The sequence below is a fragment of the Halomonas sp. 3F2F genome (assembly GCF_014897805.1).
In the GTDB taxonomy this organism is placed as follows: domain Bacteria; phylum Pseudomonadota; class Gammaproteobacteria; order Pseudomonadales; family Halomonadaceae; genus Vreelandella.
On the sequence record NZ_JABUZE010000065.1, the window covers coordinates 1 to 26163 of the forward strand.

Below are 26163 nucleotides of genomic sequence, written 5' to 3' on the forward strand. Positions count from 1 at the left end.
TGGTGTGAGAGGACAGGGGAGGCGACTCCCCTTCCTACTCGATCAAGCAATGGGGCGGGATTAATCGCCGTATGCAACGCAAAGCGCACTATTGGTGCGAGGTGTCGTTGTGGTGCATAAACAGCGTGCATTTTTTGGATGTTGGCGCGCCACGGTAGTGCGGTCGGTGAAAACGGGACTACTTTTTCTATAACTAACTTTTTGATTTTAATATTTTTAGTGTTTCTTTTTGTCGTGTGGCGCAAACCTTGCAAAAGCTAGGAGCTAGTGGATGCACCAAGCCCCGTAATAATTGTTCCCGCGTTACATAACGGGAGTCCTTGGCCGCGAAGCTCAAATAACGAGCCCCGTCATAAGGGGCGCAAGGAGGTTCAAGTGACCACATTGCAGCGCAAGACACACCCTCGTACCGTTGGCCGTTTCGCTACTGCCTTAATGGCCGCCGCCGTTATGGGGGCCAGTACACAGGCCATTGCCCAGGATGATGATCCAATCAAGGTCGGTATCCTTCACTCACTCTCCGGCACCATGGCGATCAGTGAGACGGTGCTTAAAGATACCGTTGAGATGCTTATTGAACAGCAAAACGACGCGGGTGGCTTGCTGGGTCGCCAGCTTGAAGCAGTGGTTGTCGACCCTGCCTCTAACTGGCCGCTATTTGCTGAGCGTGCAAGAGAGCTATTGGCGCAAGAAGAGGTCGACGTGATCTTCGGCAACTGGACCTCCGTTTCCCGTAAGGCAGTACTACCGGTAGTGGAAGAGCTTAACGGCCTGTTGTTCTACCCGGTGCAGTATGAAGGTGAGGAGTCCTCGGAAAACGTCTTTTATACCGGTGCCGCCCCCAATCAGCAGGCGATTCCTGCGGTTGAGTATCTGATTAACGAAGTCGGCATCGAACGCTTTGCGCTGGTCGGCACCGACTACGTCTATCCGCGCACCACCAACCGTATTCTCGAAGCGTTCCTCAAAGATGAGCATGGCATCGCTGATGAGGACATCATGATCAACTACACGCCGTTCGGCCATTCAGACTGGCAGAATATCGTGTCAGAAATACGCCGCTTTGGTGAAGAGGGTAAACCCACGGCGGTTATCTCGACGATTAACGGCGATGCCAATGTGCCGTTTTACACCGAACTTTCTAACCAAGGCATCGATGCTGCCGATATTCCGGTCATCGCCTTCTCTGTGGGCGAGCAAGAGCTCACCGGCATCGATACGGGGCCGCTAGTCGGCCACTTGGCGGCCTGGAACTACTTTATGAGCGTCGATACTGATGACAACTACGACTTTATCGACGCCTGGATCGACTACACCGGCGACGAAGAGGCCGTCACTAACGACCCCATGGAAGCGCACTACATTGGCTTCAACATGTGGGCCGAAGCGGTGCGTAAAGCAGGCACTACCGACGTGGATGCGGTGAAAGACGCGATTATCGGTGTTGCCGTGCCTAACCTTTCCGGTGGCTATGCGGCGATGATGCCCAACCATCACATCACTAAACCGGTACTGATTGGTGAAGTTCAAGACAATGGCCAGTTCGATATTGTCTGGCAAACGCCTTCTACCGTAGCGGGCGATGCCTGGTCTGACTACCTGCCTGGCTCACGTGATTTGATTGCCGATTGGCGCAAGCCCATGGAGTGCGGCAACTTCAACGTGGTGAACGGCTCGTGTGGTGGCAGCACCGCAGCAGAAGAAGCCGAAGCGGCTCTCGCTGAGTAAGTAAAGCGATATATAGCAGGGAAATGACCGCTGTTAACGCTGTGGTGTAAGGACAGGTTGAAGCGAGGGGCTTTCGCCATGGCCGGAAAATGCTCCTGGCTATTCCGGCATTTCCGCCATCCATGGCGGTCAGATGGCGAAAGTAGCGCCCATGGATGGGTTCACAGCGCCCTCGCGGAAACTTGTTCTTGGCACCGTTATCTTCAGTTCCCCCCTTTTTGTTAACCAAAGGAAGAACCCCATGAGGCGTTTCTTTTCCTTAGGGTTGCTGTGTCTGCTGTTGTTAAGCGTCACAGTCACCGCCCAGGCACAAACAAGCGCCACCGTTGAGGCTGATGACGCAGCGGCGCTTGAGCTACTAAACGCGCTGGACGTGCGTTCCTATTCCGCCAAAGGCGAAGCGATCAACGCTATTTTGCAAAGCGATGATGAGCGCGCGCGTGATTGGCTGCAGTCCTTGTTGGACGGTCGCTTGCAGCGCACTGACGACGGTCGTTTTGTGGTGGTGCTCGACAATCAAGGTCGCGATTGGCCAGTTGCAGATGCGCTGACCAATGAACCGCTGGGGGAGATGTCCCGCCGCGACCTGGATCGTATAGGCATTAATAACAATCTACGCAATCAGCTACGCAGCGCTATTGCCGTAGTGGACTTGTATTCGCCAAACGTTGAGCGCCGGCGTACTTCCGCCAGCCGCTTACTGGGCGAGGTCGATGAGGAGCTGGCCGAACCGCTCAGTCAACTGATTGCTGACGAAGAAGACGCTGAGGTAGTGCGCAGGCTGACCCAGGCGCTGGCGATTTACCAAGTTGAAAGCGGCGAGCTTGAAGGCGTTGAAACGCTGCGAGGCAGTTTGCATCCACGTGTTCGAGTAGCGCTTAGTCGCGCGGCGAATAGCGATGACCCCATGATTGCCGATGCCGCCAATGAAGCGCTGAGCAGCATCGAGCAGAATCTCAAAATTAACCGTGGCCTGGAAACACTCTACTTCGGGCTTTCGCTTGGCTCGGTACTGGTGTTGGCGGCGATTGGCCTGGCCATTACCTTTGGCGTGATGGGCGTTATCAATATGGCTCATGGTGAGCTAATCATGCTCGGCGCTTATACCACCTGGATGATGCAGCAGCTGTTGCCCGGCCAGCCAGGATTGGCGCTAATTCTGTCGATCCCTGCGGGCTTTATGGTGGCCGCGCTGGTGGGCATTGCCATTGAGCGGGGCGTTATTCAGTTCCTGAAGGGGCGTCCGCTGGAAACGTTGCTGGCGACGTTCGGTATCAGCCTGATTTTACAGCAGCTGGTGAGAACGGTGATTTCACCGCTAAACCGTACGGTCATAACGCCCGAATGGATGAGCGGTTCATTAGTGATTAACGATGCGCTGTCGCTGACTCTTAATCGTATGTTTGTACTCGGTTTTGCACTGGTGGTGTTTGCCGCGCTGATGCTGATTATGCGCCGCACGCGACTAGGGCTTGAAGTGCGTGCAGTGACCCAAAACCGCGCCATGGCACGCTCCATGGGTATCCGTGCCACGCGGGTCGATATTATGACCTTCGCATTAGGGTCTGGCGTCGCTGGTTTGGCAGGCGTTGCGTTATCACAGCTGACCAACGTTGGCCCCAATCTGGGCCAGAACTACATTATTGATTCCTTTATGGTCGTCGTTTTCGGCGGCGTGGGAAATCTATGGGGCACTCTGGTGGCTGGGCTTTCCCTGGGCATTATCAACCAGGTGTTGGAACCCTGGGCGGGCGCCGTGCTGGCCAAGATTATTGTCCTGGTGTTCATCATTCTGTTTATTCAAAAACGCCCGCGTGGACTCTTCCCGCAGAAGGGCCGGGCTGCGGAGGGCTAAGCGATGTCATCAACGATCTCATTAATGACGCAATCATCTTCACGCCAGTTTTGGCTAACCCGCCCGTTTAGCGAACGGGCCACGCAGATTTTTCTTGGCGTGCTGTTTGCCGCCCTGTTGCTGGTTACGGTGCTCCATTTAGCGCTGCCCCAAGGCCACCCGCTGCACGTTAATGCTTATACCGTGAATCTGTTCGGTAAGTACTTAAGCTACGCGCTGCTGGCAGTGGCGGTGGATTTGGTATGGGGCTATTTGGGCATTCTGAGCCTGGGCCACGGGGCGTTTTTTGCCATTGGCGGTTACGCCATGGGCATGTACCTGATGCGCCAAATCGGTGATCGCGGTACTTATGGTGACCCGGTACTGCCGGATTTTATGGTGTTTCTCAACTGGGACAGCTTGCCCTGGTACTGGCTCGGTTTTGATATGGCCTGGTTTGCGTTTGCCATGGTGCTGTTAGCCCCTGGGCTATTGGCCCTGGTCTTCGGCTTTTTAGCGTTTCGCTCGCGGGTCACTGGGGTGTATCTGTCGATTATTACCCAGGCGCTGACTTTTGCCCTGATGCTGGCATTCTTCCGCAATGAGATGGGCTTTGGTGGCAACAACGGGCTGACCGATTTTCGTGAGCTGCTGGGCTACAACCTACGCAGCAACGACACCCGCTTAGGGCTGTTTATTGCCACCGGGGTTGCGCTGGCGCTGGGTTACATCCTGTGTCGGGCGATTGTTACCAGCAAACTAGGCCGGGTATGTGTGGCAACCCGGGACGCCGAGGCCCGCACGCGGTTTATTGGCTACCGGGTCGAGCGCTTCCAGCTATTTGTATTCGTGGTTTCCGCCATGCTGGCAGGCTTGGCTGGCGCGCTTTATGTCCCTCAGGTAGGGATTATCAACCCCAGTGAGTTCTCACCGATTTTCTCGATTGAAATTGTGCTGTGGGTGGCACTGGGTGGCCGCGCCACGCTTTATGGAGCGGTTATCGGGGCGATCTTAGTCAACTACGCCAAAACCATCTTCACGGGTGTGATGCCGGATGCATGGCTGTTTGCCCTGGGCGCGATGTTTGTCTTGGTCACGGTGTTGCTACCTAAAGGCGTGGCGGGATTATTGCTCCACCTAAAACGCCGCAAAAAATCCGCTACCTTGCCGAAGGAGGCTACCGCATGAGCTTGTTGCAATCGCTAACCACGCGGGATCGGGTATTTGATTTTATGGCTCCTCAGGCATCACCGGTAGATGTGCGTCATGGCCCGATTCTGTATATGGAAGATGTCACGGTGAGCTTCGATGGCTTCAAGGCTATCAATAACTTAAACCTGACTATTGATGACGGTGAACTGCGCTGCATTATCGGCCCCAACGGGGCCGGTAAAACCACCATGATGGACATCATTACTGGCAAAACGCGCCCCAACGCAGGCAGCGTGTGGTTTGGTAGCCGTCATAACCTGCTGCAAATGAATGAGCCGGATATCGCCAGCTTAGGGATTGGTCGTAAGTTCCAAAAGCCCACGGTATTTGAAGCGCTGAGCGTGTTTGAAAACCTGGAGTTGGCGATGGCCGCCGACAAGCGTATTTTCCCCACGCTGACTGCCCGCATGAGCGGTGAAATTAAAGACCGTATCAATGAGGTGCTTGAAACGATTGGCCTGACCGAGCTGCGTTACCAGCCAGCAGGGATTCTTTCCCACGGCCAAAAGCAGTGGCTGGAAATTGGCATGCTGCTAATGCAGCGCCCGCGTTTACTGCTGGTAGATGAACCCGTTGCCGGGATGACGGAACAGGAGATGGAGCGCACCGCTGAGCTGCTGACGGGCCTGGCGGGTAAGCAGTCGGTGGTTGTGGTCGAGCATGACATGGGCTTTGTACGCTCCATTGCCCGTAAAGTGACCGTATTGCACCAAGGCAGCGTGCTGGCGGAAGGCAGTATGGATCAAGTTTCAAGCGACCCTAACGTGGTTGAGGTGTATCTGGGTGCGGACGACGAGGAGGCTGCCTAATGCTGGCGATTGAAAAACTTAACCAGTTCTACGGGGAAAGCCACACCTTGTGGGATTTAGACCTCGACGTGCCTGAAGGCCAGTGCACTTGCGTGATGGGCCGCAACGGGGTGGGTAAAACCACCTTAATGAAAGCCATTATGGGCGAAGTGGCCGTAAAGAGCGGCCAACTGCGCTATCAGGGGGAGGGTAGCGACATTGAGCTGACCAAAAAAGCGGTGGAAGCGCGCTCTCGCTTGGGTATTGGCTTTGTCCCCCAGGGACGGCAGATTTTTCCGCTGCTCACCGTGGAAGAGAATCTACGCACCGGCTTGGCAGCGCGCAGTGATGGGCTGAAAAAAATCCCCGAGCGTATCTATGAACTGTTCCCTGTTTTAAAAGAGATGAAGCACCGCCGTGGCGGTGACTTATCCGGTGGGCAACAGCAGCAGCTCGCCATCGGTCGCGCGCTGGTAATAGAGCCCAAGCTGCTGATTTTGGATGAACCCGGGGAGGGCATTCAGCCCAATATTGTGGCGCAAATCGGCCAGGTGATTCGCCAGTTGATTAAAGAGGATGGCTTAACGGTACTGCTGGTTGAGCAGAAGCTACCTTTTGCCCGCAAATACGCCGACCGCTTTGTGATTATGGATCGTGGCCGTCCGGTGGCCAAAGGCGAGATCGCCGAGCTTTCTAACGAACTGATCAAGCAGCACCTGACCGTTTAAGTTATCCACACCTACGCCCGTTTGGCTGGCGCAGGTGGGGTGTGCATATTGACAAGCCTAGTTGTGAAAAAACAACGGGTGCCAGGACAAGCGCATCGCTTGTTTCAGCCATCTAGAAGTCTAAAGAGGCCGAAAACATAAAGGTGCGGGGGGCTCCTAGTGCAAGGCTTGAGAGTTGTGGCATGGCCCAGTACGCCTTATCGGTTACATTGTCGATAGTGGCGCGCAGCGTCAACGGGTAGCCGGAAAGGTGAGTAGTGTAGCGTGCACCAACGTCGTAAATGGTGTGTCCAGGAACCGACAAGGAATTGTCACTATTAATATACTGCTCTGACATTGCGGTGGCATTAGCGGTCAGTGTCAGCCCTGGTGCTGCGGATAGATCCCATTCAGCGCCTAGCTTGGCTTGAAGGTCGGGCACGCCAGTGGCCTGACTACCCTGGTTTTCATCGCTAGCGGCGCGGGTGACTTTAGGGTCTACATAGGCAATCCCACCCATTAAGCGGAGGTTGCTAAGCGGGCTGCCGAAGAAGTTCCACTCCGCTCCTCGGTTGCGCTGCTCACCGCCAAACGAGAAGATATTAGTTTCCAGGTCGGTGTAACTGCTGGGCCGCTTGATTTCATAAAGGCTAAGTGTGTGTGAGAAATCGCCTAGGTCAAACTTCACCCCAATCTCGTTTTGTTTGGTCTTATAAGGTTCAAATACCTCACCAGCATTGGCAGCACTCATAGGTGCCGTGGCCCCCTGACTGAGCCCCTCGATATAGTTGGCGTAGAGTGATACCTGGTCGGTTGCTCTGAAAAGTAGCGCTGCAGCGGGGGTGACCGCGCTTTCATCATAGCGGGAGATGCGTGCGCCGCTCGTCACGCTGTAGGCGTCGCTCACTACCTCTTGGCGTCGGGCGCCGAGGGTCAGTTGTAGGCGATCATCGGCAAATGAAATCGTGTCCGCCAGACCATAGCTGTTCAAGCGTAGCTCTGTATGCATGATATGTGGGGTGATAAATTCGGCAGCGGCGCCCCACTGCGGATCGTATAGATTAGTGACCCAGTCTGCACCGGGAACGGTTCTGCGCCCGTAGTCATGTTGCTCATGCTCGTAATGAGTGGCATTGACGCTAATGGCATGGCTGACGGCGCCGGTTTGGAAATGACCGCGAACCCCAACTTCCGCTGATGTTTTTTCGACATCGAAGGCGAGCTGACCAATGCTTGTACGATAGTTACCTTGATCATCAAGCACCAAGGATGACATGGCGCCATTGTAGGTGTAGTTCGTTTCGCTTCGACCCACTGATGCGTACCCCATGATTTCATCGGTAAAGTCGAATTCGCCACGCACGATGGCTCCCTTGTCGCGCGTGTTGGCAAAGGCCCAGTCAGGGTTGATCAGTGTATCGGAGTCGGGAGGTGTCGGTACTGCCAGGCCTGGCGTCAGGTTGACCCCTCGTGTTGGCCCATCGATGTGGTCGTCCGCACTGTACAAGTCAGCTGATAGGCGTGCTCGCTCACCGCGCCAGTCCAGTCCCAGAGCCCCCATTTGAACGCTTGGCTTCTGGTTATTCACAGCACCCTCGCCGTCGCGGTATACACCGTTAAAGCGAATGCCAAACTGCTGGTTGTCTCCCACACGTCGGCCAACATCAAGGTGTCCGCCAAACTGCGCGTCGGACATGTACGTGGTGGTGAAGCGCGTCAGCGGCTCATCGCCAGCTCGCTTAGGAACCAGATTAATGGCACCACCAACGGAACCACCTGGTGGCATCCCGTTGAGTAGCGCCGAAGGCCCTTTGAGCACTTCAATACGCTCGAACATCTCGGGGGACGTGCGGTAGTAGGGAGCCATCCCGGCAAGGCTATCAAATGTCGTATCAGTGGTGCTGGAATTGAATCCGCGGATCGAGTAATTCTCGCTCCAGGCACTGGTGACGCCGTTGCTGAATACGCTCGGATCGGTAGCCGCAATGACATCGGCAATATTTTGGGCTTGTTGATCCTGGATAAAGCGATCCGTATAGCTGATGGCATTGAACGGCGTTTCCATAAAGTCCCTGTTGCCCAGAAAACCGGCTCGATTGCTATAGGTCACCTGGCCACCTGCGTACGTATCGTTTACTGACGTTGCTTCACCGTGTACGGTGACCGGCGCCAAGGCCACGGCATTACGCGTCTCGCTCTGCTCGGTGGCCTCGGCAGTCTGTGCAAGTGCCTGTGAAGAAAGCAGCATAAGAGCGCTCGCACTCAGGGCTAACGGAAATGTGCTCCTGACGAGCAGTGGAGGGCTTAAACAGGCAGCGAGACGCAGTGGTGTTCTCGCCCATTCCAGTTGTGCTTTAGGGTGGTGAAGTAAGGCCATGTCGGTCTCCTTTTATATCAGACAGGCGGAGCTACGCCGCTCCAGTCGAGCCGTCGTTGGAACGCTCGATACAGCAGTCGGCTAAATCTTTTTTGAAGTACTTTGGTTGGTTAAGTCGCTAGTCGCGATACCCATCGATAATGTCATCCGCGATGATCTCTAGGGCGCTCACGCTGGCGGCGGTGACATACCAAGCTTCGGGGTCGACATAGATCACCCGGTTATTTCGCCAAGCGCTGGTTTGGCGTATCAGGGGATTTGCCATGCTACTGGCATCCATGGCGGGCCGGTGCTCCATTACGGCAGTACGATCCACGACATAAATGATGTCGGGGTCGGCCTGTTGAATGAATTCACTGGAGACAGGCTGGCCGTGCATGCTGGTATCGATGCCGGGAGCCGCAGGTTCAACGCCTAGCTCGGTGAAGATGAAACCGTAGCGCGACTGCACTCCGAAGGAGTTGAAAGCGCCATTGTTATGCAGCAGGATAAGTGCTCTCTCTGGTCGGCCCTGAGTAACACGCCTAACTTTCTCGACTGTATTGTCCAGCTCGGCCGTGCGTTGACGGGCCAGCGCCTCCTTGCCAAAGATCTCCCCAAGATCGATGAGATGGTCTTTGATAACGTCAATGTGGTTGCTCTGGCTGTTACGGTAATCCACGTCGAAGTGGAGCGTCGGCGCGATTTGAGTTAATTCGTGATAATGGTTGGCCTGTAACGATGTCATGAGAATTAGATCAGGGTTGGCTCGATGCACCCGCTCAAGGTTGGGGCGCACGATAGAGCCCAGATCTTCAACCGCCGGATTGTGTCGATACTCCTTGAGAAAATGGGGAATAAAGTCCTTCGGCATGCCCACCACTGGAACGTCCAACTGATCCAAAAAGTCGACTTCATTCATGTCGAGCGCTGCGACTCGATGTGGGCGGTGGTCGATCACAGTGCTTCCCAGCGCGTGCTGAATCGTTAGCGGTGTCATGGCCTCCTGTGTGGGCATGTCGTTGGCCTGATCGCACCCTTGCATCAATGCCATCGTAGCGAGAAGGAGAAGGTGTGCCAGGCGGCTACTGTTGAGATATCGCGTCATACCAGGTTTCCTGAGGGCTTGAAGTAATTGCATAGATAGCCGCGCTCGTCACGGGCGACGTCGAAGTTCAGTCCATAAAGCTCACTCAAGCGCTGCTCGGTGATGACGTCGGTGACGTTGCCATCGCAATGCACTGCCCCACCCTTCATGGCGACAATGTAATCGGAGTAGTTGGCGGCAAAGTTGATGTCATGGACGACCAGAATGACCGTTCGTCCATATTCGTCGCAGAGTCGGCGAAGGGCCTGCATGATCTGAACGGCATGCTTGATATCGAGGTTGTTCAGAGGCTCGTCGAGCAGCAGGTAATCGGTTTGCTGTGCAATGGTCATGGCCAGGAACGCCATCTGACGCTGGCCGCCGCTGAGCTCATTCAGATAAGCTCCGCGTAGAGCCGTCAGCGATAGAAACGACAGGGCATCATCGATCACTTGATGATCGTGCTGAGTGAGTGTGCCGTGGGTGTAAGGAAAGCGACCAAAGGCGACCAACTCCTCGACGGTCAGGCGCAAGTTGAATTCAGGCGTTTGTCTCAGCGTGGCCACCCGTTTGGCATACTCGCCGATGCGAATGTTCTCTACCGGGGAGCCGTCAAGCCGAATGACTCCTTGAGAAGGCTTTAGCAGTCTTGCGATCATCATCAGCAGGGTCGTTTTGCCTGCCCCGTTTGGGCCCACCAGTGACGTCAATTGACCCGTCGGGAAGCGGAGATTGATAGCCGATAGCACTGTGCGGCTAGCATAGGTTTTATGAAGGTCTTGAACCGTAATCATGCCGTGCCCCGCGTCCGCACCATCAGCGACAGGAAGTAAGCCCCACATACGAGGTTGACGAGAATGCTGACGGTGGTTTTGTAGTTAAAGAGATGTTCGACCAGCAGTTGGGCGAGGAGGAAAGTGGCGATGGCGATGGCGCATCCTAAAGGCAGTGTGACTCGATGCCGGTAGGTGCCTGCCAGCGCGTAGGCAGTATTGGCCACGAAAATGCCCATGAATGCCGTGGGGCCAAGCAGGCTAGTCGAGATGGCTACCAGCGCGGCAATCAAGAAAAGCTGGCGTTGTACGCGACGTCGATAGTCGATGCCGAGCGAGATGGCCTGCTCCCGGCCTAGCAACAGCACGTCGAGCACCGGAAGGGCCTTGTAGCCCACCAGACAGATCGTGACCACGATGGGGGTAGCGTAGAGCAGTTGTGCAGCGCTGGCTTTGCCGAAAGTGGCTTGGCTGTACCCCAGCAGAATGGAAAATTCGCCCGGGCTCATCTTGAGCTGAATGAACTGCGTAAGGGTGGTAATGACCATTGTCAGCACCAGTCCGACTAGCAGCAGGAAATAGACGTTGTCTCTACCATCGCGAAACAGCCAGCGATGCAGCACCCAGGAGTAGCCAAGCATCAGCAGCATAGAGAGTATGACGTTGCCGTGCTCGCCGAGTACCACCAGACTGCGGGTGCCCAGCATCAGCATCAACAGAGCCTGAAACAGCAGATAGATGGACTCGTAGCCCATGATGGCGGGCGTTAATATCCGGTTGCCGGTAAGACTTTGAAACGCAATGGACGACCAAGCGACGCAGATGCCGCCGATCACCATAGTGGCCAAGCGTTCCAGTCGTTTCGGAATGACATAGTCGAAGTCGAGTCCTGAGCGCACGAAGATAAAAGCGAGCGCTAGAACGATCACGGCTGCCCAAACGGTGTGGAGAGTCTTGGCTGTCATCGTTGTGCTCTCCCGATAATCAAGATCAGAAACAGCACTCCCCCGACGCAAGCCGTTGTTAAGCCGATGGGCACTTCAAAGGGGTAAATCAGCAGCCGACTCACAATGTCGCAGGCCAGCAGCAAGGTTGCCCCCGACAGTGCTACTACTGGCAGTGTGCGAGTCAGGTTATCGCCGTAGTAGAGCGCCACCAAATTGGGAATCACTAAGCCGACAAAGGGAATGGCGCCCACAGCGATGACCGTGACCGAGACCGTGATGGCCACCAGCATCAATCCTAGTATGGCGATGGCAAGATAATTCATGCCTAGGCTCACCGCCGCCGCCTCACCCATGCCCAGTACCGTGAAGCGATGGGCGTAGAGGTAGGTAAGCATCACGACCGGCAGAATGAGGTAGATGATTTCGTAATGGCCTTGCACGATCTTTGAAAAGTCGCCCAGTAACCAGCCCTGCATGCTTTGCAAGATGTTATGGCGGTAGGCGTAGAACTCGGTAAGGGCGCTTAGCATGCCGCCGTACATCAAACCGATGACGGGAATCAGCACGCTGTTGGTGAACTTGATGCGGCGAACGATAGTGATAAATACGACATTTGCAGCGAAGCAAAAGAGCAGCGCGGCAAGCATTCGTAATCCAGCGCCAGCTGCAGGCATTAGGGTTAGCGATACGAGAATGCCCAGTTTAGCTGCATCAAGCCCGCCCGAGGTGGCTGGCTCCACGAACTTGTTACGCACGATGTGCTGCAGAATCACGCCGCAAATCGACAGACCTACACCAGTCAAAATAACGGTGATGAGACGCGGCAGTCGGCTGGCTGTGAGCGTCAACCAGGCATCATCCGACAGAGTGATTAGTTGGTGCCAGCTCAACTGCTGCGCGCCTATCAGTAACGATACTCCGCAAAGCAATACAAACAGACAAGGCAGATACCCACGCATCAGGTGTCTTCTCTCCCTTCTGCATTCGGTGTAATGCGCCATGTTTTAGCGGCCTGGCGCTGGCCAAGAAAGGTGGCGTAATGCCCTTTGTGGACGAGTAGTTCAGCGGGTGTACCCTGCTCCACGACGCGACCGTTATCCAGTACGATGATCTGGTCGGCCATGGCCACGGTAGATAGCTGATGAGCGATCACTAATAGCGTACGTTGACCACGCAGCCGTGCCAGTGTCTGAGTAATGATGGCCTGGTGCTGTGGATCCAGTGCGGCCGTCGCTTCGTCTACCAGCAAGATGGGAGCATCTTTGATCAGTGCTCGAGCGATCGCGATGCGCTGACGTTCTCCACCGGAAAGGCGGACACCTGCTTCGCCCACCGGCGTGTTTAGCCCCTGGGGTAAGCGTTCGAGTATCTCTGTGACGCCCGCAAGATTTGCCGCTTCCATTAGCTCGGCATCGCTGGCTTCGGGGCGGCCAAAGCGTATGTTGTCGGCTATGCTGCCAGCAAACAGATGGCTCTCCTGGAGGATCTGGCTAACATAGCCTGCCAACTGAGCACTGGACATGTCGCGCACGTCGACACCGCCAATGAAAACGCGGCCCTGGTCGACATCGAAAAAACGTGCCACAAGGCGTGCGATAGTGGTCTTGCCCGAGCCCGATTCGCCGATCAATGCCGTCATGCTGCCGGGCTTGACCGACAGACTCACTCCGTTGAGCACATTGGGCGCATCTGCGGCATAGCGAAAATGTACTGCGTGAAGTTCGATAGAGGTATCACGCGGCGGCTGAGGCGTGGTTGTCTCGGGTAAGGGCGATGCGTCGAAAACAGTTTTTATTGTCTCCAACTGCCCTTTGGCGCTGCGTAGAACGTCGCTATGCTGGGCCACATCAAGCAACGGCTCGATAAACCGGCTGATCAGCAACAGCGCCACAATAACACTGGTGACGTCAGGTGCCTTCAGCGGCTCACCCAGCAGCGTATTGATCCACACCATGATGGTGATCAGCAGGGCAGCAAATACCGCCTGCACTGCCCATGTATTGAGTAGCGCCGATAAAGCCGAAAGGCAGGCTAGCCTTGTGCCGGAATGGTGCTGCTTCTCCAGTGCGTTCTCCAGAAAGCGCGTACTCTGGCCTTCGCCGCTGAAGGCGCGTAATACCGCCTGCGCATTGGCGAATTCGACTACCCGCTGGCTGGTTTCGGAGAAGTTCTGCTGGAAGGCCCGGTCGGCGTGACGGGTGAGCTTGGAAGTGAGCCATAACACGCTCACCAGTGGCGCTAATGCTATCAGTGCTGCGATACCGAGCGGCGTGTGCAGCGCTAACAGAGCGATTAGGATGACCAGTGGCACGACCAGGCCGGTGATCACCGGTGTGAAAACGTGGGCGGGAAGCTGGGCTACCGCCATTATACCTTGAGTCACTACATGGTTAAGACGCGCAGTATTGGTGCTGGTAAACCAGCCAACGGGCAGGCGAGCTACATGGCTGCCTAGACGGTGACGCCCAGACTGTAGGACGGCGACGCCCACACGAACGCCCGCCTTCTCTACATGTGATCGCACTAACCAGCACGCGAGAATACCCAGCAGCAGTATGGCCAACCATACACTGGCGTTGGACGAATCTCCGGACATCAAATAGGTGATGATGGGGATAAATGTCAGGATTGTGAGGCCGCTAAGCAAACCATAGCCAATAGCTAGCCCGAGATAACGACGTAAGAGCACGACGTTCTCGCCGAGCAGATGAGTCAGTATTTTCAGCACGTTGATACCTCTGATTCCAGCGTTGAGGTGGCGTTGCTCAAGGCCCAAAGGCGGGCATATAGGCCATGTTGAGTGAGAAGGTGATCGTGGTTGCCCTGCTCGACGATCATGCCGTCATCGAGTACCAGGATCTGATCGGCGTATCGGATCGTATCGAGTCGATGGGAGATGACGATCAGCGTGCGTCCGCGGGTTAGCCGAGCTAGCGCTTCCTGAATGACCAGTTCGCTACTCGCGTCGACTGCCGCCGTTGCCTCATCCAGCACCAGTAGAGGAGGATCAAGCAAAATGGCGCGGGCAATGCTCACACGCTGCTGTTCACCACCAGACAGTTGGGTGGCGTCGTCAACGACAGCGTCATAGCCACCGGGTAATGCGAGGATGCGCTCGTGAATATTCGCCGCGCGAGCCGCGTCCTCAATCTCTTGCTGGCTGGCGGAAGGACGGCCCAAGGCAATGTTGTCGCGGATGCTGGCATGGATAAGGCGGACGTCCTGCAGGACAAAACCGATATATTGGTAAAGTGTCGCCGTTGAGAGCTGGCGCAGATCCACACCGCCTAAGGTGATGCGCCCCTGGGTGGGATCAAAGAAGCGCAATAGCAGTCGTGCCAAAGTCGACTTGCCCGCTCCAGATGGCCCGACAATCGCAGTGACACTTCCTGCGGCAAAGGTGACGTCGAGATTCGAGAGCCCACGATGTCCGTTATCATAGGCGTAACTCACGTTGTCGAAACGAATTTCGTTGTTTGCTGGCAGTGGCTGCTGGTCAGAGAGAGGCGCTTGCAAGATAGGCGTTTCAAGTAGCGCCATGACGCGTTGCGCAGCGCCGGTTGCACTGCCCAGGTCGTGCAGCAGGGTATGCAGAAGCAGCAAAGGAGCACAGATCCCTGGCGCCACCAGAATGAACGGCACCAAGTCGACGGGAGTCGTCCAGCCGTTGACGACAGAAATTGTTCCGCACAGCAGAGTCAGTCCCAATATCGTCACCGGCGTTACCATCGCATGAACATGAGCCATGGAGGCGACCAACGGGCGGGTAAAGCGATCAAATGCATCGGCAAAGCTATTCACTGCGTCCTGATAACCGCGATAGGCCTGTCCGGTGGTGCCGAACGCTTTCACGTCGGGGATGCCGCTAATGAACTCATTGATGGCACTGTTCATGTGCTCAAGCCGTATCACGAATTCTCCCATGTTGGCTTTGCTGGATTGCATGAGCCGATGCAGAAACAGAAAGAAGCCGGGCAGGGGCAACAGGGTTATCACCGCGATTCGCCAATCCATCGCAAGCAGATAAATCACTGAGATCGACAGAGCCCCAAGCGCGCGCCCGACGGCGGTATAGAAGTGCGCGGTTAGGCTGTGCAGCGTCGCAATGTCATCCTGCATCGCTTGCTTGACCTGCCCGGAGGTTTGGCCGGTAAACCAGCCAAGCGGTGCCTGGGCCAAGCGGCTGAGCACGGCCTGACGTAGATGATGTGTCAGACGGTTATCCGCCAGATGCGCGATCAGCTCGCCGAGGAACATGCTTCCCATGCCGATGAAGACGCTGACGATACTGGCTGTTACCACCCACGCGATGTCGCGTTTGCTGCTCGCAGATAACTCCCAGGCTTGGTCTGAAGCGGTGGCGAGGATCTGCGCGATGTGCGCCATGCCGGCTAGCGGTATCATCGTGAAGATTGTGCCGATGCCCGCCAGGGTGGCGGCTATTAAGAGCCGTGTGCGGATGGGGGCCAGTATTCGGCTGATGGGACCTTGGCCAGTCGGCGTGGTTTGCGTGTTCATGAATCGTTGCTACTCGGTCATGGGGCGTTTAAGTGATTACTCTCAGAGCTATCAAGTCGAAAGAACCGGAATTGCCACTGGATATAAACGCGAATTAATCGCGTTTGTGAGATTAATTGAAAATTAGTTTAGCGTCTATAAACTAATTAAAATAGTTGCATGCTGATAAACTAATTGACCCTAGCGGAAGGGGCATGGCTTGATAAAGGACGCTATTAAAAGGAGTGTGTTATGGCAGCGCGACCAGCATCTAAAGTACGCGGGCGGCCACCCACCATTACGCGTGAGCGTATTGCGAATGCGGGTGTCGAGATTGGCCTACCCAATATCACCTTTGTGGGAGTAGCCGCCGCGTTGGGCGTTAGCCATATGGCGCTTTACAAGCACGTCGCTAATCTTAAAGCGCTGAAGGTGGTGGTAGCCGAAGAGATCTTTCGGCGCTGGAGAATTCCGCGTGCTCGTCGAGATGAGCCCGAAGAGCTGCAGGCGTATCTGTTCACTTTTGCTATGTCGATAGCTGAGTTTGTCAAAGTACACCCAGGGCTGACGCCCTACGTGATCCGTCGTCTGGCGGCGACCCAGCCGATGATTGAAAAAATCCATGAGCACCAAGCGCATATTGCCGAGGTCTATGAGATTTCCCAGTTACAAGCGCGTTGGCTTCTGGCGACGGTAGCCTTTCACTGCTTTGCCGTAGCGGACACGATTTACTCGGTGATGGGGCAGGAGCCTGTTGAGGCAATAGATCATGCCGTAGAAGAGGCCGAACTGGAGGCCGAACTGGAGCAAGGTATTCAGGCGCTCATTGCTGGAGCTATCGCCATGCTGGATGATCATCCGCAGGGGCAGGAGTGAATGATCTCCTGGCCTTCGCCAGCGTGAATCGTGGCCGTCCGGTGGCCAAAGGCGAGATCGCTGAGCTTTCCAACGAACTGATCAAACAGCATTTGACCGTTTAAGTTATCCACACCCGGTTCAAAGTCGTGGGTCGGGCTGGAAGGGCAGCGCCTTTGCCGTCGTGATGACTTGATCAAACAGGGGGTGCCCAGGGTTGAGCATGTAGTTGAACTCTCTTGGCACGACCACGCTAGGAATTGCCAGGGCTAAACTGTGGCCGGAGTCCAACCAGCCGTCGCCAAGCTCGGCAGTTTCTGCTGGCGCAGGCGCTTCCCGCCAGTTATCCGGGAGATCGGCTTCTCCAACACCCAGAATGCTATCGGTCGGTAGTGTCAGGCGCAGTAGCGCATAGGCATTGAGCAACTGATAGCTTTCCAGATGCACCATGATTTCAAGCAGCGCCAGCGACTCAGCGCTTGCCACATACACACAGGCCTTACCCGGGCTGTTCCAGCGCCCGCCATAAAGGCGTGCGCCTTCGCCATCGAAAGCGTTGTCCTGATACTTGCGCTTGATCAAGCGGTAAGCGTTGACCTCATTCACGTAGCAACCCCATGCTCCAGTCGCCCAATCAGGTTCAGCACCGTTTGATACTCGGCAGAGGTTGCGCTCATTTCGATGGGCCTGCGCCCGCCCAGGCCAGTATTGGGTTTGAGCAGCCAGGTGCGGGCACCCTCGACGTCGCCTTCAAACAGGTCTAGCGCCGCCTTGAAGAGTTCGGCAAAGCGATATAGCCGGTCGCTTTCCGCCATCTTAAAGCGCCCCGACTTAGCACGGCGGCTCAGCGTGGCCGGGGGAATATCGACGTAGCCTGCCAGCGCCTTCTGTTCGATACCTGACGCCTTAGCCAGTCTGGGGTAGACCCTATACTCAACGCCTTGATGCAAAAGCTCATGCAGCTTGCGGCCTCTGGCAGGCAGGCCGATCTGGTGCCAGAAACCTGATGCCAAGGCTTTGGGTGGCTGGTATTGAGTGAAGTGCATATCCATGGTATTTCTCATTTGATATTTCAATGAACTATCAAATGGTATACGCCTCGCCTGCCCAGACGTCAAGTGAGATGGAAGGCATCGCCTCTAATCTCTTTAGCGCAACGAACTTGGCGCTTCTGGTGTTTCGCGGGCGCGGCGGCGTTTCATGGTCTGGGTGATCACGCCGTAGCGGGGGCCAGCGAGGAAGGCGAGGATTAGGAAAACGCCGGTCATTATCGCCATCATGCCGCCAATGGAGACGTTGAAATACACGGCGAGGTAGTAGCCAGAAATGCTTGAAGCGATCGAAATTAGCGCACCGATGATAAACATCATCCATAGCCGATCGGTCAGCAAATAGGCGGCGGAAGCGGGCACAATGGCAAAGGCGATAAACAGTACTGCCCCCACGGCATCAAAGGCCGCTACGGCGGTTGAGCTAGTTAGCATTAGCAGCACATAGAAAAGAATCGAAGGCATAAAGCCGAACGTTTTGGCCAGCGCTGGATCGAAGGTGGCTAGTTTCAGCTCCTTATAAAAGAGCCCGATAAACGCGTAGTTGAGCAGTGTCATCACGCTCATCGATACCAGCGCCTTGGGGATGGGCAGACCGAAGATGTCGAGAGTATCCAACCAGACAAAGCCGATTTCACCGAGCAGCACAGTATGCGTGTCGATATGCACATCGTTGGCGTAGACATTGAGTAACAGCACACCGATGGAGAAGAGCGCGGGGAAAACCAGACCGATAGCGGCATCCTGCTTTACCCGCTTGGTGTTGGCCAGTGCCTCGGTAAGTAATACGGTTAATAGCCCGGTTAATGCGGCGCCTATTAGCTGTACAGGCCCACTCTGCTGTTTGGTCAGCAGCCAGACAATCACAATGCCAAATACAATTGAGTGACTAATCGCATCAGTGAGCATGCTATTGCCGCGCAGCACAAGGAAGGTACCCACCGCCGAGGAGGCAATGCCAACCATGGCACCTACCAGAATAATGGGCAGCGCCGTGTTGGTTAGTAATTCAGCAATCATGTCACGACCTCTTCGAAGGTGGCGACCACCTGTTTGGCTGCCTTTTCTCCCCGCGATGTTAGCGCCCATCCGGCGCCGCCGTCAGAGGAGCGTATAAGGTAGCCTTGGCGCTTAAGTTTACTCAGCACCATGCGCGCGCCAAATGTTGCGCGGTAGTGTCGGGAGGCGCTGGGATGCTTGTAAAGCGTGTAGAGTAACTGCTGCTTCTGCAGCGCTTCTTTTTGGCGGTAATGCTTGATGAAGCCCCACAGCAGGCCTCGGCCGGGAGCAAGCGCCAGCGAGATGATGACAATAGCCGTTGCGGTGAGAATCACCAGCGGGCCGGTCGCCAGACCACGGGATAGGGTACTAATGGTTGCCCCCGAGACCCCACTGACAATACCGATGCCAGCGGCAATAACCAGCATCCCCCCCAGATGACGGCTCCACTGCCGGGCCGCAGCGGCTGGCGCCACGATCATGGCGGCCATTAATATCACGCCAACCATTTGCAAGCCGACCACCACGGCGAGCGCCACCATAGCGGTAAGCGCGGCTTCGATGGCGTTGACGGGCATGCCGAGCGAGCGGGCGTACTGCCCATCAAAAGTGACCAGCTTGGCTTGTTTCCAGAAGATGGCGAGCAGCGTGAGTGTGAAGAGGGTGATGCTGCCCATTACCCACAGATCCGAGCGTAGCGTAGCAGCGGCCTGGCCGAACAGAAAGGCTTCTAGCCCCCCTTGGGAGGCGTTATTGGTACCCTGGATATAGGTCAGCAGCACGATGCCAATGGCAAAGAAAATGCTTAGGCAAATGCCGAGAGCGGCATCGGTTTTCAAGCGGCTTTTGCGGGTCAGCAGCAGCATCGTCAGCGCGGCTAACGAGCCAGTGGCCAGTGAGCCAATGATAACGCCGCCCATATCCCGACTGCCGGTGATGATAAAGCTTAAACACACGCCGGGCAGCGCCGCGTGGGAGATGGCGTCACCGAGCAAGCTCTGGCGGCGTAACACCGCAAAGCAGCCCAGTGGGCCGCTGATCAGACCCAGTAGCGAGGCACCAATCACCACGTTTTGAAAGGTGTAGTCAGAAAGAAGATCAAGCCACTGCATGGGTTATTTTACCTTCGAAGCAGTGAACATCAGGGCGTCGCTATCGTTCAGCAGGGCAATCTGGCCACCATACGCCTGACGTAGATAATCAATATTAAACACGTCGTCAGCCTTGCCGCTGGCAATCACACGGACGTTAAGCAGCAACAGCCAGTCGAAGTAATTACGTACGGTTTGCAGGTCATGGTGGACAACAATCAGCGTTTTACCCGCATCACGCAAACGGCGCAGAATGTCGATGATGGCTCGCTCGGTGGTGGCATCAACCCCGGCCATGGGCTCATCGAGAAAGTACACATCGGCCTGTTGCACCAGTGCGCGGGCCAGAAACACTCGCTGCTGTTGGCCGCCGGAAAGCTGACTGATCTGGCGGTCGGCGTAGGCGCTCATTCCCACCATCTCCAGGGCTTCCAGTGACTCGTTACGCTCTTTACGCCCTGGGCGCCGGAGCCAGCCCAGGCGACCGTAAAGCCCCATGGTGACCACATCCAGCGCGGTGGTCGGGAAGTCCCAGTCGACGCTGGAGCGCTGCGGCACATAGCCAACGCGCCTGCGCTGTGAGGCGTAGGGGCGGCCATGCACCATGACCTCGCCAGAAAGTGATGGTACAAGCTCCAGCAGGCTCTTGATCAGCGTGCTCTTACCCGCCCCGTTAGGGCCGACAATGCCTGCCATCACGCCGGTAGGAATCTCTAGGTTAATATCCCAGAGAACGGGCTGATTATGATAGCTGACGGTCAGGTTCTGAATGCTGAGCGCCGTGTCGGTTGTTGCGGGTGTCGCCATTGTTGCAGTGCCTTATTGAATGATTAGTGAGCGAGCTTCCACTCGGTAGCCCAATCGTTCATTGCTTCGGGAAGCGGTGCCAGGGTACCGCCAAGCGCTTCGACGATATGCTGGGTGTTGCGGTAGATCATGCCCATATAAGTGCCATCGACCGTGTCTGGGTCGCCCATGGCATCGGAGTAGAGTTCACCGCCAATTTCGACAACCTGGCCCCGCTGTTGGGCGGCATCAATAACGGCTTGAACCGTGCGCGGATTAATAGTGCTCTCGATGAAAAGGGCCGGAACCGCGCGATCCACCACAATATCTGTCATGTTGCGAATATCAGCAATACCCGTTTCCGTTTCTGTGCTAATGCCCTGTATGCCTTCCACGTCGATATCGTAGGCGCGGCCAAAGTAACCAAAGGCATCGTGAGCGGTGACCAGAATGCGTTGCTCATCGGGAATGCTGGCGATACTGTCTGTCACCCATTCGTGTAGGGCAAGCAGTTGAGTCTGATAGCGCTCGGTATTGGCATCAAACGTCGCGGCGCAGTCGGGGCGTGCTTCACTCAGCGCGGCATTGAGCGTGGGCAGTGTTTGTGCCCATAAAGAAACGTCCATCCACAGATGAGGATCAATGCCGTACACATCCTGTGAGGTAATCAATGATGCAGGGTCAATCGAGGCAGGGGCGACGGCAAGCGTAGGTGTGCGCTCGGAGAACCTTTCCAGTACGTCGCCTAGCTGACCTTCCAGCGAATAGCCCGAGTAGAAAATCTGTTCTGCGTTTCGCAGCGTTGCCACATCGCTAGCGCTTGCCTGATACAAATGAGGGTCTACGCCTGGGCCCATCATGGCTTCCACATTAACGCATTCGCCGCCTACTTCCTGCGCCACATCGGCGATCATACCAATCGTTGCCACCACGTTTAAGGGGGGGGTATCGGCAGTTGCCAGCGCACTTAAAGGCAGCGTTGTTAATAGGATCACTGCATGCTTTGTTGCCATTATTTAGCTCCAGACTCTACATGGGATAGAGGATGATTAAAGCAGCGTTGCTTCGTGCAAGTTTATTTCTTTTGGGAAAAAAGTATAGCCTTGGCTAAGTTTGTGGCGCAATTAACCCAATGTCAAGCGGATAAACGGCGTTGAAATGAGCTGAGAGGTGAGCTTGGATGATGGCGGGAATAAACATCAGGCGCATGGGAAAATGGTGCATTGGTGGAAAAGCACCATTTTCCCAGCTCCTCATTAATTAGCGCATAGAATTGATGATAAGGAACGATTTGTTGAGCAAGGCTTAGGCAGTTTGACTAGCTAAACGCCGTTCCTGTAAGCGTTGAACGACAAACCAGTCAACGATAAGCATAAAGATCAAGGAAGCGCCGACGAGCGGAAAAATAACTCCCCCGATCACCAGCATGACAGTCAGGCCACGAAACACCCGTTTATCGCTCGGTAGTGGTGGGACTCCCATCGCGCCCGAGGGGCGTCGTTTCCACCACATCACCGCCGCTGACACTGCCAGCAGAATAATGGCGAGGCAGACCGTCAAGAACAAGAGTTGATTGAATAATCCAAACTGCTGACCCATATGCACGTTAATACCAAATTCCAACCAGCGGCCCAAGGGTCCATAGTCGGCATAGCTCATGTCGATCAAGCGCTCGCCAGTGTACTGATCAAGGTGCACCACGCGCTGTTGGCTAAGGTCATTGGGATAGACCGAGCCGGTGTACACACCGGTTGCCGTAGTCGGCAGGCTGACAGCATAGCCATTATGTAATCCCAGTTCATTGAAAATGGCGACAGCACCGTCAAGGCCGATGCTCTCTGCCTGACCTGGCTGCTGTGAGGATTCTGGGAGTTGTGCCTGTTCGAGTGACCAATTGGTTGGGCTTTGTTCGTTTAAACGTGCCTCCGACATGGGCACTTCAACGCGCACCCCGGCGGGGTAGCCAAAATTGTTACCGTTGGCCCACTGGTTAACCTGCCCGCCCCATACGCCCGACCAGGGCATGCCCGTGATTGCCAGAAAGACGATAAAGGCGCCGACAAATAGCCCGGTAACCGCATGCAAATCGCGCCAGAATACCCGGCTTTTCGGCTTGCCACGTACGCTAACCACGCCGCCTGCGCCTTTACGCCGTGGCCACCACAGGTAGATGCCGGTGAGCACCAGTAGAATTGACCAGCCGCCAGCTATTTCAATCAGTTTGCGCGCCGTCGGGCCAAAGTATTTCAAGCTGTGTAAATAGCGAACGGTCCACATCACGGTGCCACGGTCATCCAGTGCTCCCAGTACATTAGCCGTGTAAGGGTTAACGTAAACCGCTAATCGCTCGCCCTCCGCTGTGTTAATCGTGATCTCCGCGGAGCTATCCGGCGTCGCGGGGTCGGTGAATTTTACGGCGGTGCCGGGATGAGCCGTCAGCGCTGCACTTACCAGCGCAGAGGGAGGCAGCGTGGCCTCTTGAACGGCCACGCGCTCAACATCAGCGTGTATCAGCGCGTCCAGCTCGTCTTTGAATAAATACAGCCCGCCAGTGATCGCCAGACTAATCATAAACGGCAGCACCAAAAGGCCAGCGTAAAAATGCCAGCGCCAAACGGCGCGATAAAGATCGAAGGTTTTGCGTTTACCTTCTTGTGAGGAGGACGCGATCGTCATGTAGTGTCTCCAGACCACCAGGCAACGAGCCTGCTGGTTTAATGAGTCAGGGGAAACAGGTGCTCTACTGAGCACCTGAGTGAATCAGAAGCTGAAGTCGGCCCGTGCCCACACCATCCGGCCAGGCTCGTTAATACCGCGATCCAGATCAGCGGGGTAGCCAAAAGCGGCGTTACCGGCTAGGTTCAGGTGCTCGGTGTAAGTGGTGTCGAAAACGTTATCCACACCCACACTCAAGGTTAGGTGGTTGCTTGCGTGATACGCGCCATTAAGCGAGAACACCCCGAAACCTGAGGATGATTCCAGGTCTTGGCCGACGACATTGCCTTTTTCGAGCGCAGTGCGGTTTTGTGCCGCGACGCCACGCCATAGGCCGCCCACGGAGTAAGCGTCGCGTGCATAGGTCAAGCCAACATTAGCTTCCAGCGGTGGGATTTGAGGTAAGGCTTCATTGTCGTCGGCATTACGTCCCCAGGCATAGGCCAGGGAGGCATTGCCCACCCAGTTGTCGGTTATTTGATAGCTGGCACCCACTTCGGCACCTGCAATCTGGGCATCAATGTTATCGATTTGAGTAGTGCCCATGCCCGCTGTGTTGTAATCAAACAGAATAAAATCGTTTACATATCCTGCATATCCGGACACCCACGCGCTCAAGCGCTGGTCGTTGTACTGAGCACCGATATCCAACTGGGTGGTTTTTTCGGCTTGAACGCCATCGAAGGCATTCAAGCTGCCGGCCGGGCCTGCTTTGTTGGAACTTAGCTCCCAATAGTCAGGAAAGCGTTCCACATGCCCAACACCGGCATACCAAGTGATTGGTGCTGAGGCTAAATCTTGCTCGTAGCGGACAAAGGCACTGGGCAGAGTGTCACGGCGGGTAAGGCCTGCGGTAGCCGTATCCAGGCTCTCGTCACTGACGCGATAGCGGTCTACCCGGGCACCACCAATCAGGCGGTCACGTTCACCTATATACCGGGTGACCTCGCTGAAGGCGCCGAACTGGGTCTGCTCGTAATCGGGTTGCCAGCGCTCTCCATCCAGGTTGCGGTGTACCTGATGTTCAACGTCGACGCCAGCGATCCAGGTGGTGTTTTCCCACTCCCAGGTGGACGCAGCGCGCGCACTTCGAGTACGGCGATCAACCCGCATGGCCATGCCGTTACTCATATCCATGCCGCCGCCCATGTCCATGCCACCGCCCATGTCCATGCCGCTGCCCATATCCATGCCGCCACCCATGCTCATGCTGCCCGGTGAACGAAGGGTAAAGTTATCCATAATATGGTCGGCGTAGGCATAGTTGGCCTGCATTTCCAGACGTTTCCAGTGCTCGCCTAAATTCTCGCGCTGAAAACGTATGCCCACGGTTTCGCGCAGAAACTTACTGCCATCCATGCCCCGTCCGGCATAGCGCGCTTCACCGTCTCCTCGGCCAGCGGTGACTTCAAGCCAAGTGTCGTCGTCGGGTGTCCAGCCTATGGCCACGTCGCCGTTCCATTTATCCCACTGAGAGGGCACAGCGTTGCCGTCGCCATCTTTATAGTCGTTGGCCTCTGATTGGTTGCCAGTAATGCGCAGATAGCCCGCTTGATTACCCACTGCGGCATCAATGCGGCGATCAAAGCGACCATAGGTGCCCAGCATGACGCTGCCATCTACACGTACGCCCGCTTCATCGAACTCTTCTGGGCCGCGGTCAAAGCGCACCGTTGCCGCTGAGGCACCTGGCCCCCATAGCACCGACTGTGGCCCTTTGGTGACGGTGAGGCTATCGTAATTTTCAGGTGAGATATAAGACGTCGGCGCATCCATGCGCGCCGGGCAAGCGCCTAGCATTTGGCTGCCATTGGTCAGCACCCGTAGACGCGAGCCAAACATGCCACGGAAAACCGGGTCACCGTTGGTGCCGCCGTTACGAATGGCAGAGAACCCCGGAATGGTCTGAAGGTAGTCGGCACCGTCGCTGGCAGGGGCCGGTTGGCGCGGTATGCGTGGGTCAGTTTCCACCGTAAGTGGCGAGCTTAGCGGTACAGCGGTGACGACCATGGTGTTGAGCGCATGATGATGGTCGTGGTGAGCGGCAGGCGACTGTGCCCATGTGCTTTGAACAGCCACGCTCGATGCCGCGGCGATGCTTAATGTTAGTGCGTGTCGTTGAAAACGGTTTTTTAAACGGGCAGGCGTAACGACGCCATGCCCAGTAGCTAGATGCGACATGATGATCCCTTTTTTTGATGTAGACAGCCACTCGCCTGAAGCGAGCTTCAGGCTGAAAGGGCTGACGATGTGGCGTTATACACGTCGCAAAAAGGGCGGAGCTCGCGTTAGCGCGTGGGGGTAGTTATCACAGGAGCGCATCGCCTGTGTCGGTTGCGTCAGCAGTTGCCCATGCGTGATAAACGCTTGCTGGCTGATCGCGGGAAGAACGGTTGGTGTCGTTGGAAACTGTTGCCAGACGGCGCAGTAGCCACATTGGTGAAACCAGTTAAATATCGGCTCTACCGCTTCAGCATGGCCTGAAGAGTGGTGATGTTGACTTGCTTGCGGGGCCGCGTGCTGATGATGGTTTCCATTCTGGTGACTTGATGAATGGCTAGAGGAGTGGTCAGTGCCGTGGTTAGCGTGATGTTGCCCACCCGCTTGATACTGCGAAATTAGCGGCCCGCCCAGTAGGAGATGCATCGCCACAAACGCCATATAAAGCGCTATGCGATACCAAAGAGTCCCTACTGAACGTGATAAGTGCATTTGCTCGATACGCTATTTGGGCCGTGT

At 55.7% G+C, this 26163-nt stretch carries 22 protein-coding genes; 6 read left to right on the forward strand and 16 right to left on the reverse strand.

What is annotated here, in order from left to right; all coding sequences use genetic code 11:
* Positions 1-375 precede the first annotated feature (375 nt).
* From urtA to urtE, 5 genes are all read left to right on the forward strand, one after another.
* Complete coding sequence (gene urtA, locus INT21_RS07175) at positions 376-1728, forward strand: urea ABC transporter substrate-binding protein (protein ID WP_038479358.1); 1353 nt, start codon at positions 376-378, stop codon at positions 1726-1728.
* Positions 1729-1969: 241 nt separating this feature from the next.
* Positions 1970-3583, forward strand: coding sequence for an urea ABC transporter permease subunit UrtB (gene urtB / locus INT21_RS07180; RefSeq protein ID WP_146942377.1), 1614 nt, complete (start codon positions 1970-1972; stop codon positions 3581-3583).
* Positions 3584-3607: 24 nt separating this feature from the next.
* Positions 3608-4750 (forward strand): urea ABC transporter permease subunit UrtC, encoded by a 1143-nt coding sequence (urtC, locus tag INT21_RS07185; protein ID WP_226916741.1) that lies wholly within the window; start codon positions 3608-3610, stop codon positions 4748-4750.
* Positions 4747-5583: an urea ABC transporter ATP-binding protein UrtD gene (urtD, locus tag INT21_RS07190; RefSeq protein WP_193059671.1), complete on the forward strand. Its 837-nt coding sequence runs from the start codon at positions 4747-4749 to the stop codon at positions 5581-5583. Before urtC ends, urtD begins: the two co-directional genes overlap by 4 nt.
* Positions 5583-6290, forward strand: a complete 708-nt coding sequence (urtE, locus tag INT21_RS07195) for an urea ABC transporter ATP-binding subunit UrtE (protein ID WP_193059670.1) — start codon at positions 5583-5585, stop codon at positions 6288-6290. Before urtD ends, urtE begins: the two co-directional genes overlap by 1 nt.
* 112 nt (positions 6291-6402) lie before the next feature.
* Here urtE and INT21_RS07200 read toward each other — a convergent pair whose 3' ends face one another.
* From INT21_RS07200 to INT21_RS07230, 7 genes are all read right to left on the reverse strand, one after another.
* Positions 6403-8646 carry a TonB-dependent receptor gene (locus INT21_RS07200; RefSeq protein WP_193059669.1) on the reverse strand — a complete coding sequence of 748 codons (2244 nt, stop codon included), beginning with the start codon at positions 8644-8646 and terminating at the stop codon, positions 6403-6405.
* Between the two features lie 118 nt (positions 8647-8764).
* Positions 8765-9733: a siderophore ABC transporter substrate-binding protein gene (locus INT21_RS07205; RefSeq protein ID WP_226912765.1), complete on the reverse strand. Its 969-nt coding sequence runs from the start codon at positions 9731-9733 to the stop codon at positions 8765-8767.
* The gene (locus INT21_RS07210) at positions 9730-10506 is read right to left on the reverse strand and encodes an iron ABC transporter ATP-binding protein (protein WP_193059667.1); all 777 of its coding nucleotides are present in this window, start codon (positions 10504-10506) and stop codon (positions 9730-9732) included. The genes INT21_RS07205 and INT21_RS07210 overlap by 4 nt, the downstream gene beginning before the upstream one ends.
* Entirely contained in the window at positions 10503-11450 is a 948-nt protein-coding gene (locus INT21_RS07215; RefSeq protein ID WP_193059666.1) for an iron chelate uptake ABC transporter family permease subunit, read from the reverse strand. The genes INT21_RS07210 and INT21_RS07215 overlap by 4 nt, the downstream gene beginning before the upstream one ends.
* Positions 11447-12433, reverse strand: coding sequence for an ABC transporter permease (locus INT21_RS07220; RefSeq protein WP_446719046.1), 987 nt, complete (start codon positions 12431-12433; stop codon positions 11447-11449). The genes INT21_RS07215 and INT21_RS07220 overlap by 4 nt, the downstream gene beginning before the upstream one ends.
* Positions 12391-14160, reverse strand: a complete 1770-nt coding sequence (locus tag INT21_RS07225; protein ID WP_193059664.1) for an ABC transporter ATP-binding protein — start codon at positions 14158-14160, stop codon at positions 12391-12393. Before INT21_RS07225 ends, INT21_RS07220 begins: the two co-directional genes overlap by 43 nt.
* Positions 14154-15950: an ABC transporter ATP-binding protein gene (locus INT21_RS07230; RefSeq protein WP_193059663.1), complete on the reverse strand. Its 1797-nt coding sequence runs from the start codon at positions 15948-15950 to the stop codon at positions 14154-14156. Before INT21_RS07230 ends, INT21_RS07225 begins: the two co-directional genes overlap by 7 nt.
* Positions 15951-16181: 231 nt before the next feature.
* On the opposite strand from INT21_RS07230, the gene INT21_RS07235 reads away from it, so the two are divergent.
* Positions 16182-16805 carry a TetR/AcrR family transcriptional regulator gene (locus INT21_RS07235; protein WP_193068474.1) on the forward strand — a complete coding sequence of 208 codons (624 nt, stop codon included), beginning with the start codon at positions 16182-16184 and terminating at the stop codon, positions 16803-16805.
* Between the two features lie 120 nt (positions 16806-16925).
* Here the strand turns inward: INT21_RS07235 and INT21_RS07245 are convergent, their stop codons facing one another.
* From INT21_RS07245 to INT21_RS07285, 9 genes are all read right to left on the reverse strand, one after another.
* A complete protein-coding gene (locus INT21_RS07245; RefSeq protein WP_193059661.1) occupies positions 16926-17390 on the reverse strand; it encodes an RES family NAD+ phosphorylase in 465 nt (154 codons plus the stop codon).
* Positions 17387-17836, reverse strand: a complete 450-nt coding sequence (gene parS / locus INT21_RS07250) for a type II RES/Xre toxin-antitoxin system antitoxin (RefSeq protein ID WP_038479340.1) — start codon at positions 17834-17836, stop codon at positions 17387-17389. The genes INT21_RS07245 and parS overlap by 4 nt, the downstream gene beginning before the upstream one ends.
* A 96-nt stretch (positions 17837-17932) precedes the next feature.
* Entirely contained in the window at positions 17933-18853 is a 921-nt protein-coding gene (locus INT21_RS07255) for a metal ABC transporter permease (protein WP_193059660.1), read from the reverse strand.
* On the reverse strand, positions 18850-19944 hold the full coding sequence (locus tag INT21_RS07260) for a metal ABC transporter permease (protein ID WP_193059659.1): 1095 nt from the start codon (positions 19942-19944) through the stop codon (positions 18850-18852). Before INT21_RS07260 ends, INT21_RS07255 begins: the two co-directional genes overlap by 4 nt.
* A gap of 3 nt (positions 19945-19947) precedes the next feature.
* Positions 19948-20730 carry a metal ABC transporter ATP-binding protein gene (locus INT21_RS07265; RefSeq protein WP_193059658.1) on the reverse strand — a complete coding sequence of 261 codons (783 nt, stop codon included), beginning with the start codon at positions 20728-20730 and terminating at the stop codon, positions 19948-19950.
* A 23-nt stretch (positions 20731-20753) separates the two neighbouring features.
* A complete protein-coding gene (locus INT21_RS07270) occupies positions 20754-21722 on the reverse strand; it encodes a metal ABC transporter solute-binding protein, Zn/Mn family (protein WP_193059657.1) in 969 nt (322 codons plus the stop codon).
* Positions 21723-22014: 292 nt separating this feature from the next.
* On the reverse strand, positions 22015-23385 hold the full coding sequence (locus INT21_RS07275; protein WP_193059656.1) for a PepSY-associated TM helix domain-containing protein: 1371 nt from the start codon (positions 23383-23385) through the stop codon (positions 22015-22017).
* 84 nt (positions 23386-23469) lie between these two features.
* Entirely contained in the window at positions 23470-25605 is a 2136-nt protein-coding gene (locus INT21_RS07280; protein WP_193059655.1) for a TonB-dependent copper receptor, read from the reverse strand.
* A gap of 75 nt (positions 25606-25680) precedes the next feature.
* Positions 25681-26070, reverse strand: a complete 390-nt coding sequence (locus INT21_RS07285) for a DUF2946 domain-containing protein (RefSeq protein ID WP_193059654.1) — start codon at positions 26068-26070, stop codon at positions 25681-25683.
* Between the last annotated feature and the right edge of the window lie 93 nt (positions 26071-26163).

Bases quoted from the DNA above. Each gene is read 5' to 3' on its own strand.
- urtB (WP_146942377.1), top strand. From the start codon at position 1,970: ATGAGGCGTTTCTTTTCCTTAGGGTTGCTGTGTCTGCTGTTGTTAAGC.
- urtC (WP_226916741.1), top strand. From the start codon at position 3,608: ATGACGCAATCATCTTCACGCCAGTTTTGGCTAACCCGCCCGTTTAGC.
- urtD (WP_193059671.1), top strand. From the start codon at position 4,747: ATGAGCTTGTTGCAATCGCTAACCACGCGGGATCGGGTATTTGATTTT.
- urtE (WP_193059670.1), top strand. From the start codon at position 5,583: ATGCTGGCGATTGAAAAACTTAACCAGTTCTACGGGGAAAGCCACACC.
- INT21_RS07200 (WP_193059669.1), bottom strand. From the start codon at position 8,646: ATGGCCTTACTTCACCACCCTAAAGCACAACTGGAATGGGCGAGAACA.
- INT21_RS07205 (WP_226912765.1), bottom strand. From the start codon at position 9,733: ATGACGCGATATCTCAACAGTAGCCGCCTGGCACACCTTCTCCTTCTC.
- INT21_RS07210 (WP_193059667.1), bottom strand. From the start codon at position 10,506: ATGATTACGGTTCAAGACCTTCATAAAACCTATGCTAGCCGCACAGTG.
- INT21_RS07215 (WP_193059666.1), bottom strand. From the start codon at position 11,450: ATGACAGCCAAGACTCTCCACACCGTTTGGGCAGCCGTGATCGTTCTA.
- INT21_RS07220 (WP_446719046.1), bottom strand. From the start codon at position 12,433: ATGGCGCATTACACCGAATGCAGAAGGGAGAGAAGACACCTGATGCGT.
- INT21_RS07230 (WP_193059663.1), bottom strand. From the start codon at position 15,950: ATGAACACGCAAACCACGCCGACTGGCCAAGGTCCCATCAGCCGAATA.
- INT21_RS07235 (WP_193068474.1), top strand. From the start codon at position 16,182: ATGGCAGCGCGACCAGCATCTAAAGTACGCGGGCGGCCACCCACCATT.
- parS (WP_038479340.1), bottom strand. From the start codon at position 17,836: ATGGATATGCACTTCACTCAATACCAGCCACCCAAAGCCTTGGCATCA.
- INT21_RS07255 (WP_193059660.1), bottom strand. From the start codon at position 18,853: ATGATTGCTGAATTACTAACCAACACGGCGCTGCCCATTATTCTGGTA.
- INT21_RS07260 (WP_193059659.1), bottom strand. From the start codon at position 19,944: ATGCAGTGGCTTGATCTTCTTTCTGACTACACCTTTCAAAACGTGGTG.
- INT21_RS07265 (WP_193059658.1), bottom strand. From the start codon at position 20,730: ATGGCGACACCCGCAACAACCGACACGGCGCTCAGCATTCAGAACCTG.
- INT21_RS07270 (WP_193059657.1), bottom strand. From the start codon at position 21,722: ATGGCAACAAAGCATGCAGTGATCCTATTAACAACGCTGCCTTTAAGT.
- INT21_RS07275 (WP_193059656.1), bottom strand. From the start codon at position 23,385: ATGACGATCGCGTCCTCCTCACAAGAAGGTAAACGCAAAACCTTCGAT.
- INT21_RS07280 (WP_193059655.1), bottom strand. From the start codon at position 25,605: ATGTCGCATCTAGCTACTGGGCATGGCGTCGTTACGCCTGCCCGTTTA.
- INT21_RS07285 (WP_193059654.1), bottom strand. From the start codon at position 26,070: ATGCATCTCCTACTGGGCGGGCCGCTAATTTCGCAGTATCAAGCGGGT.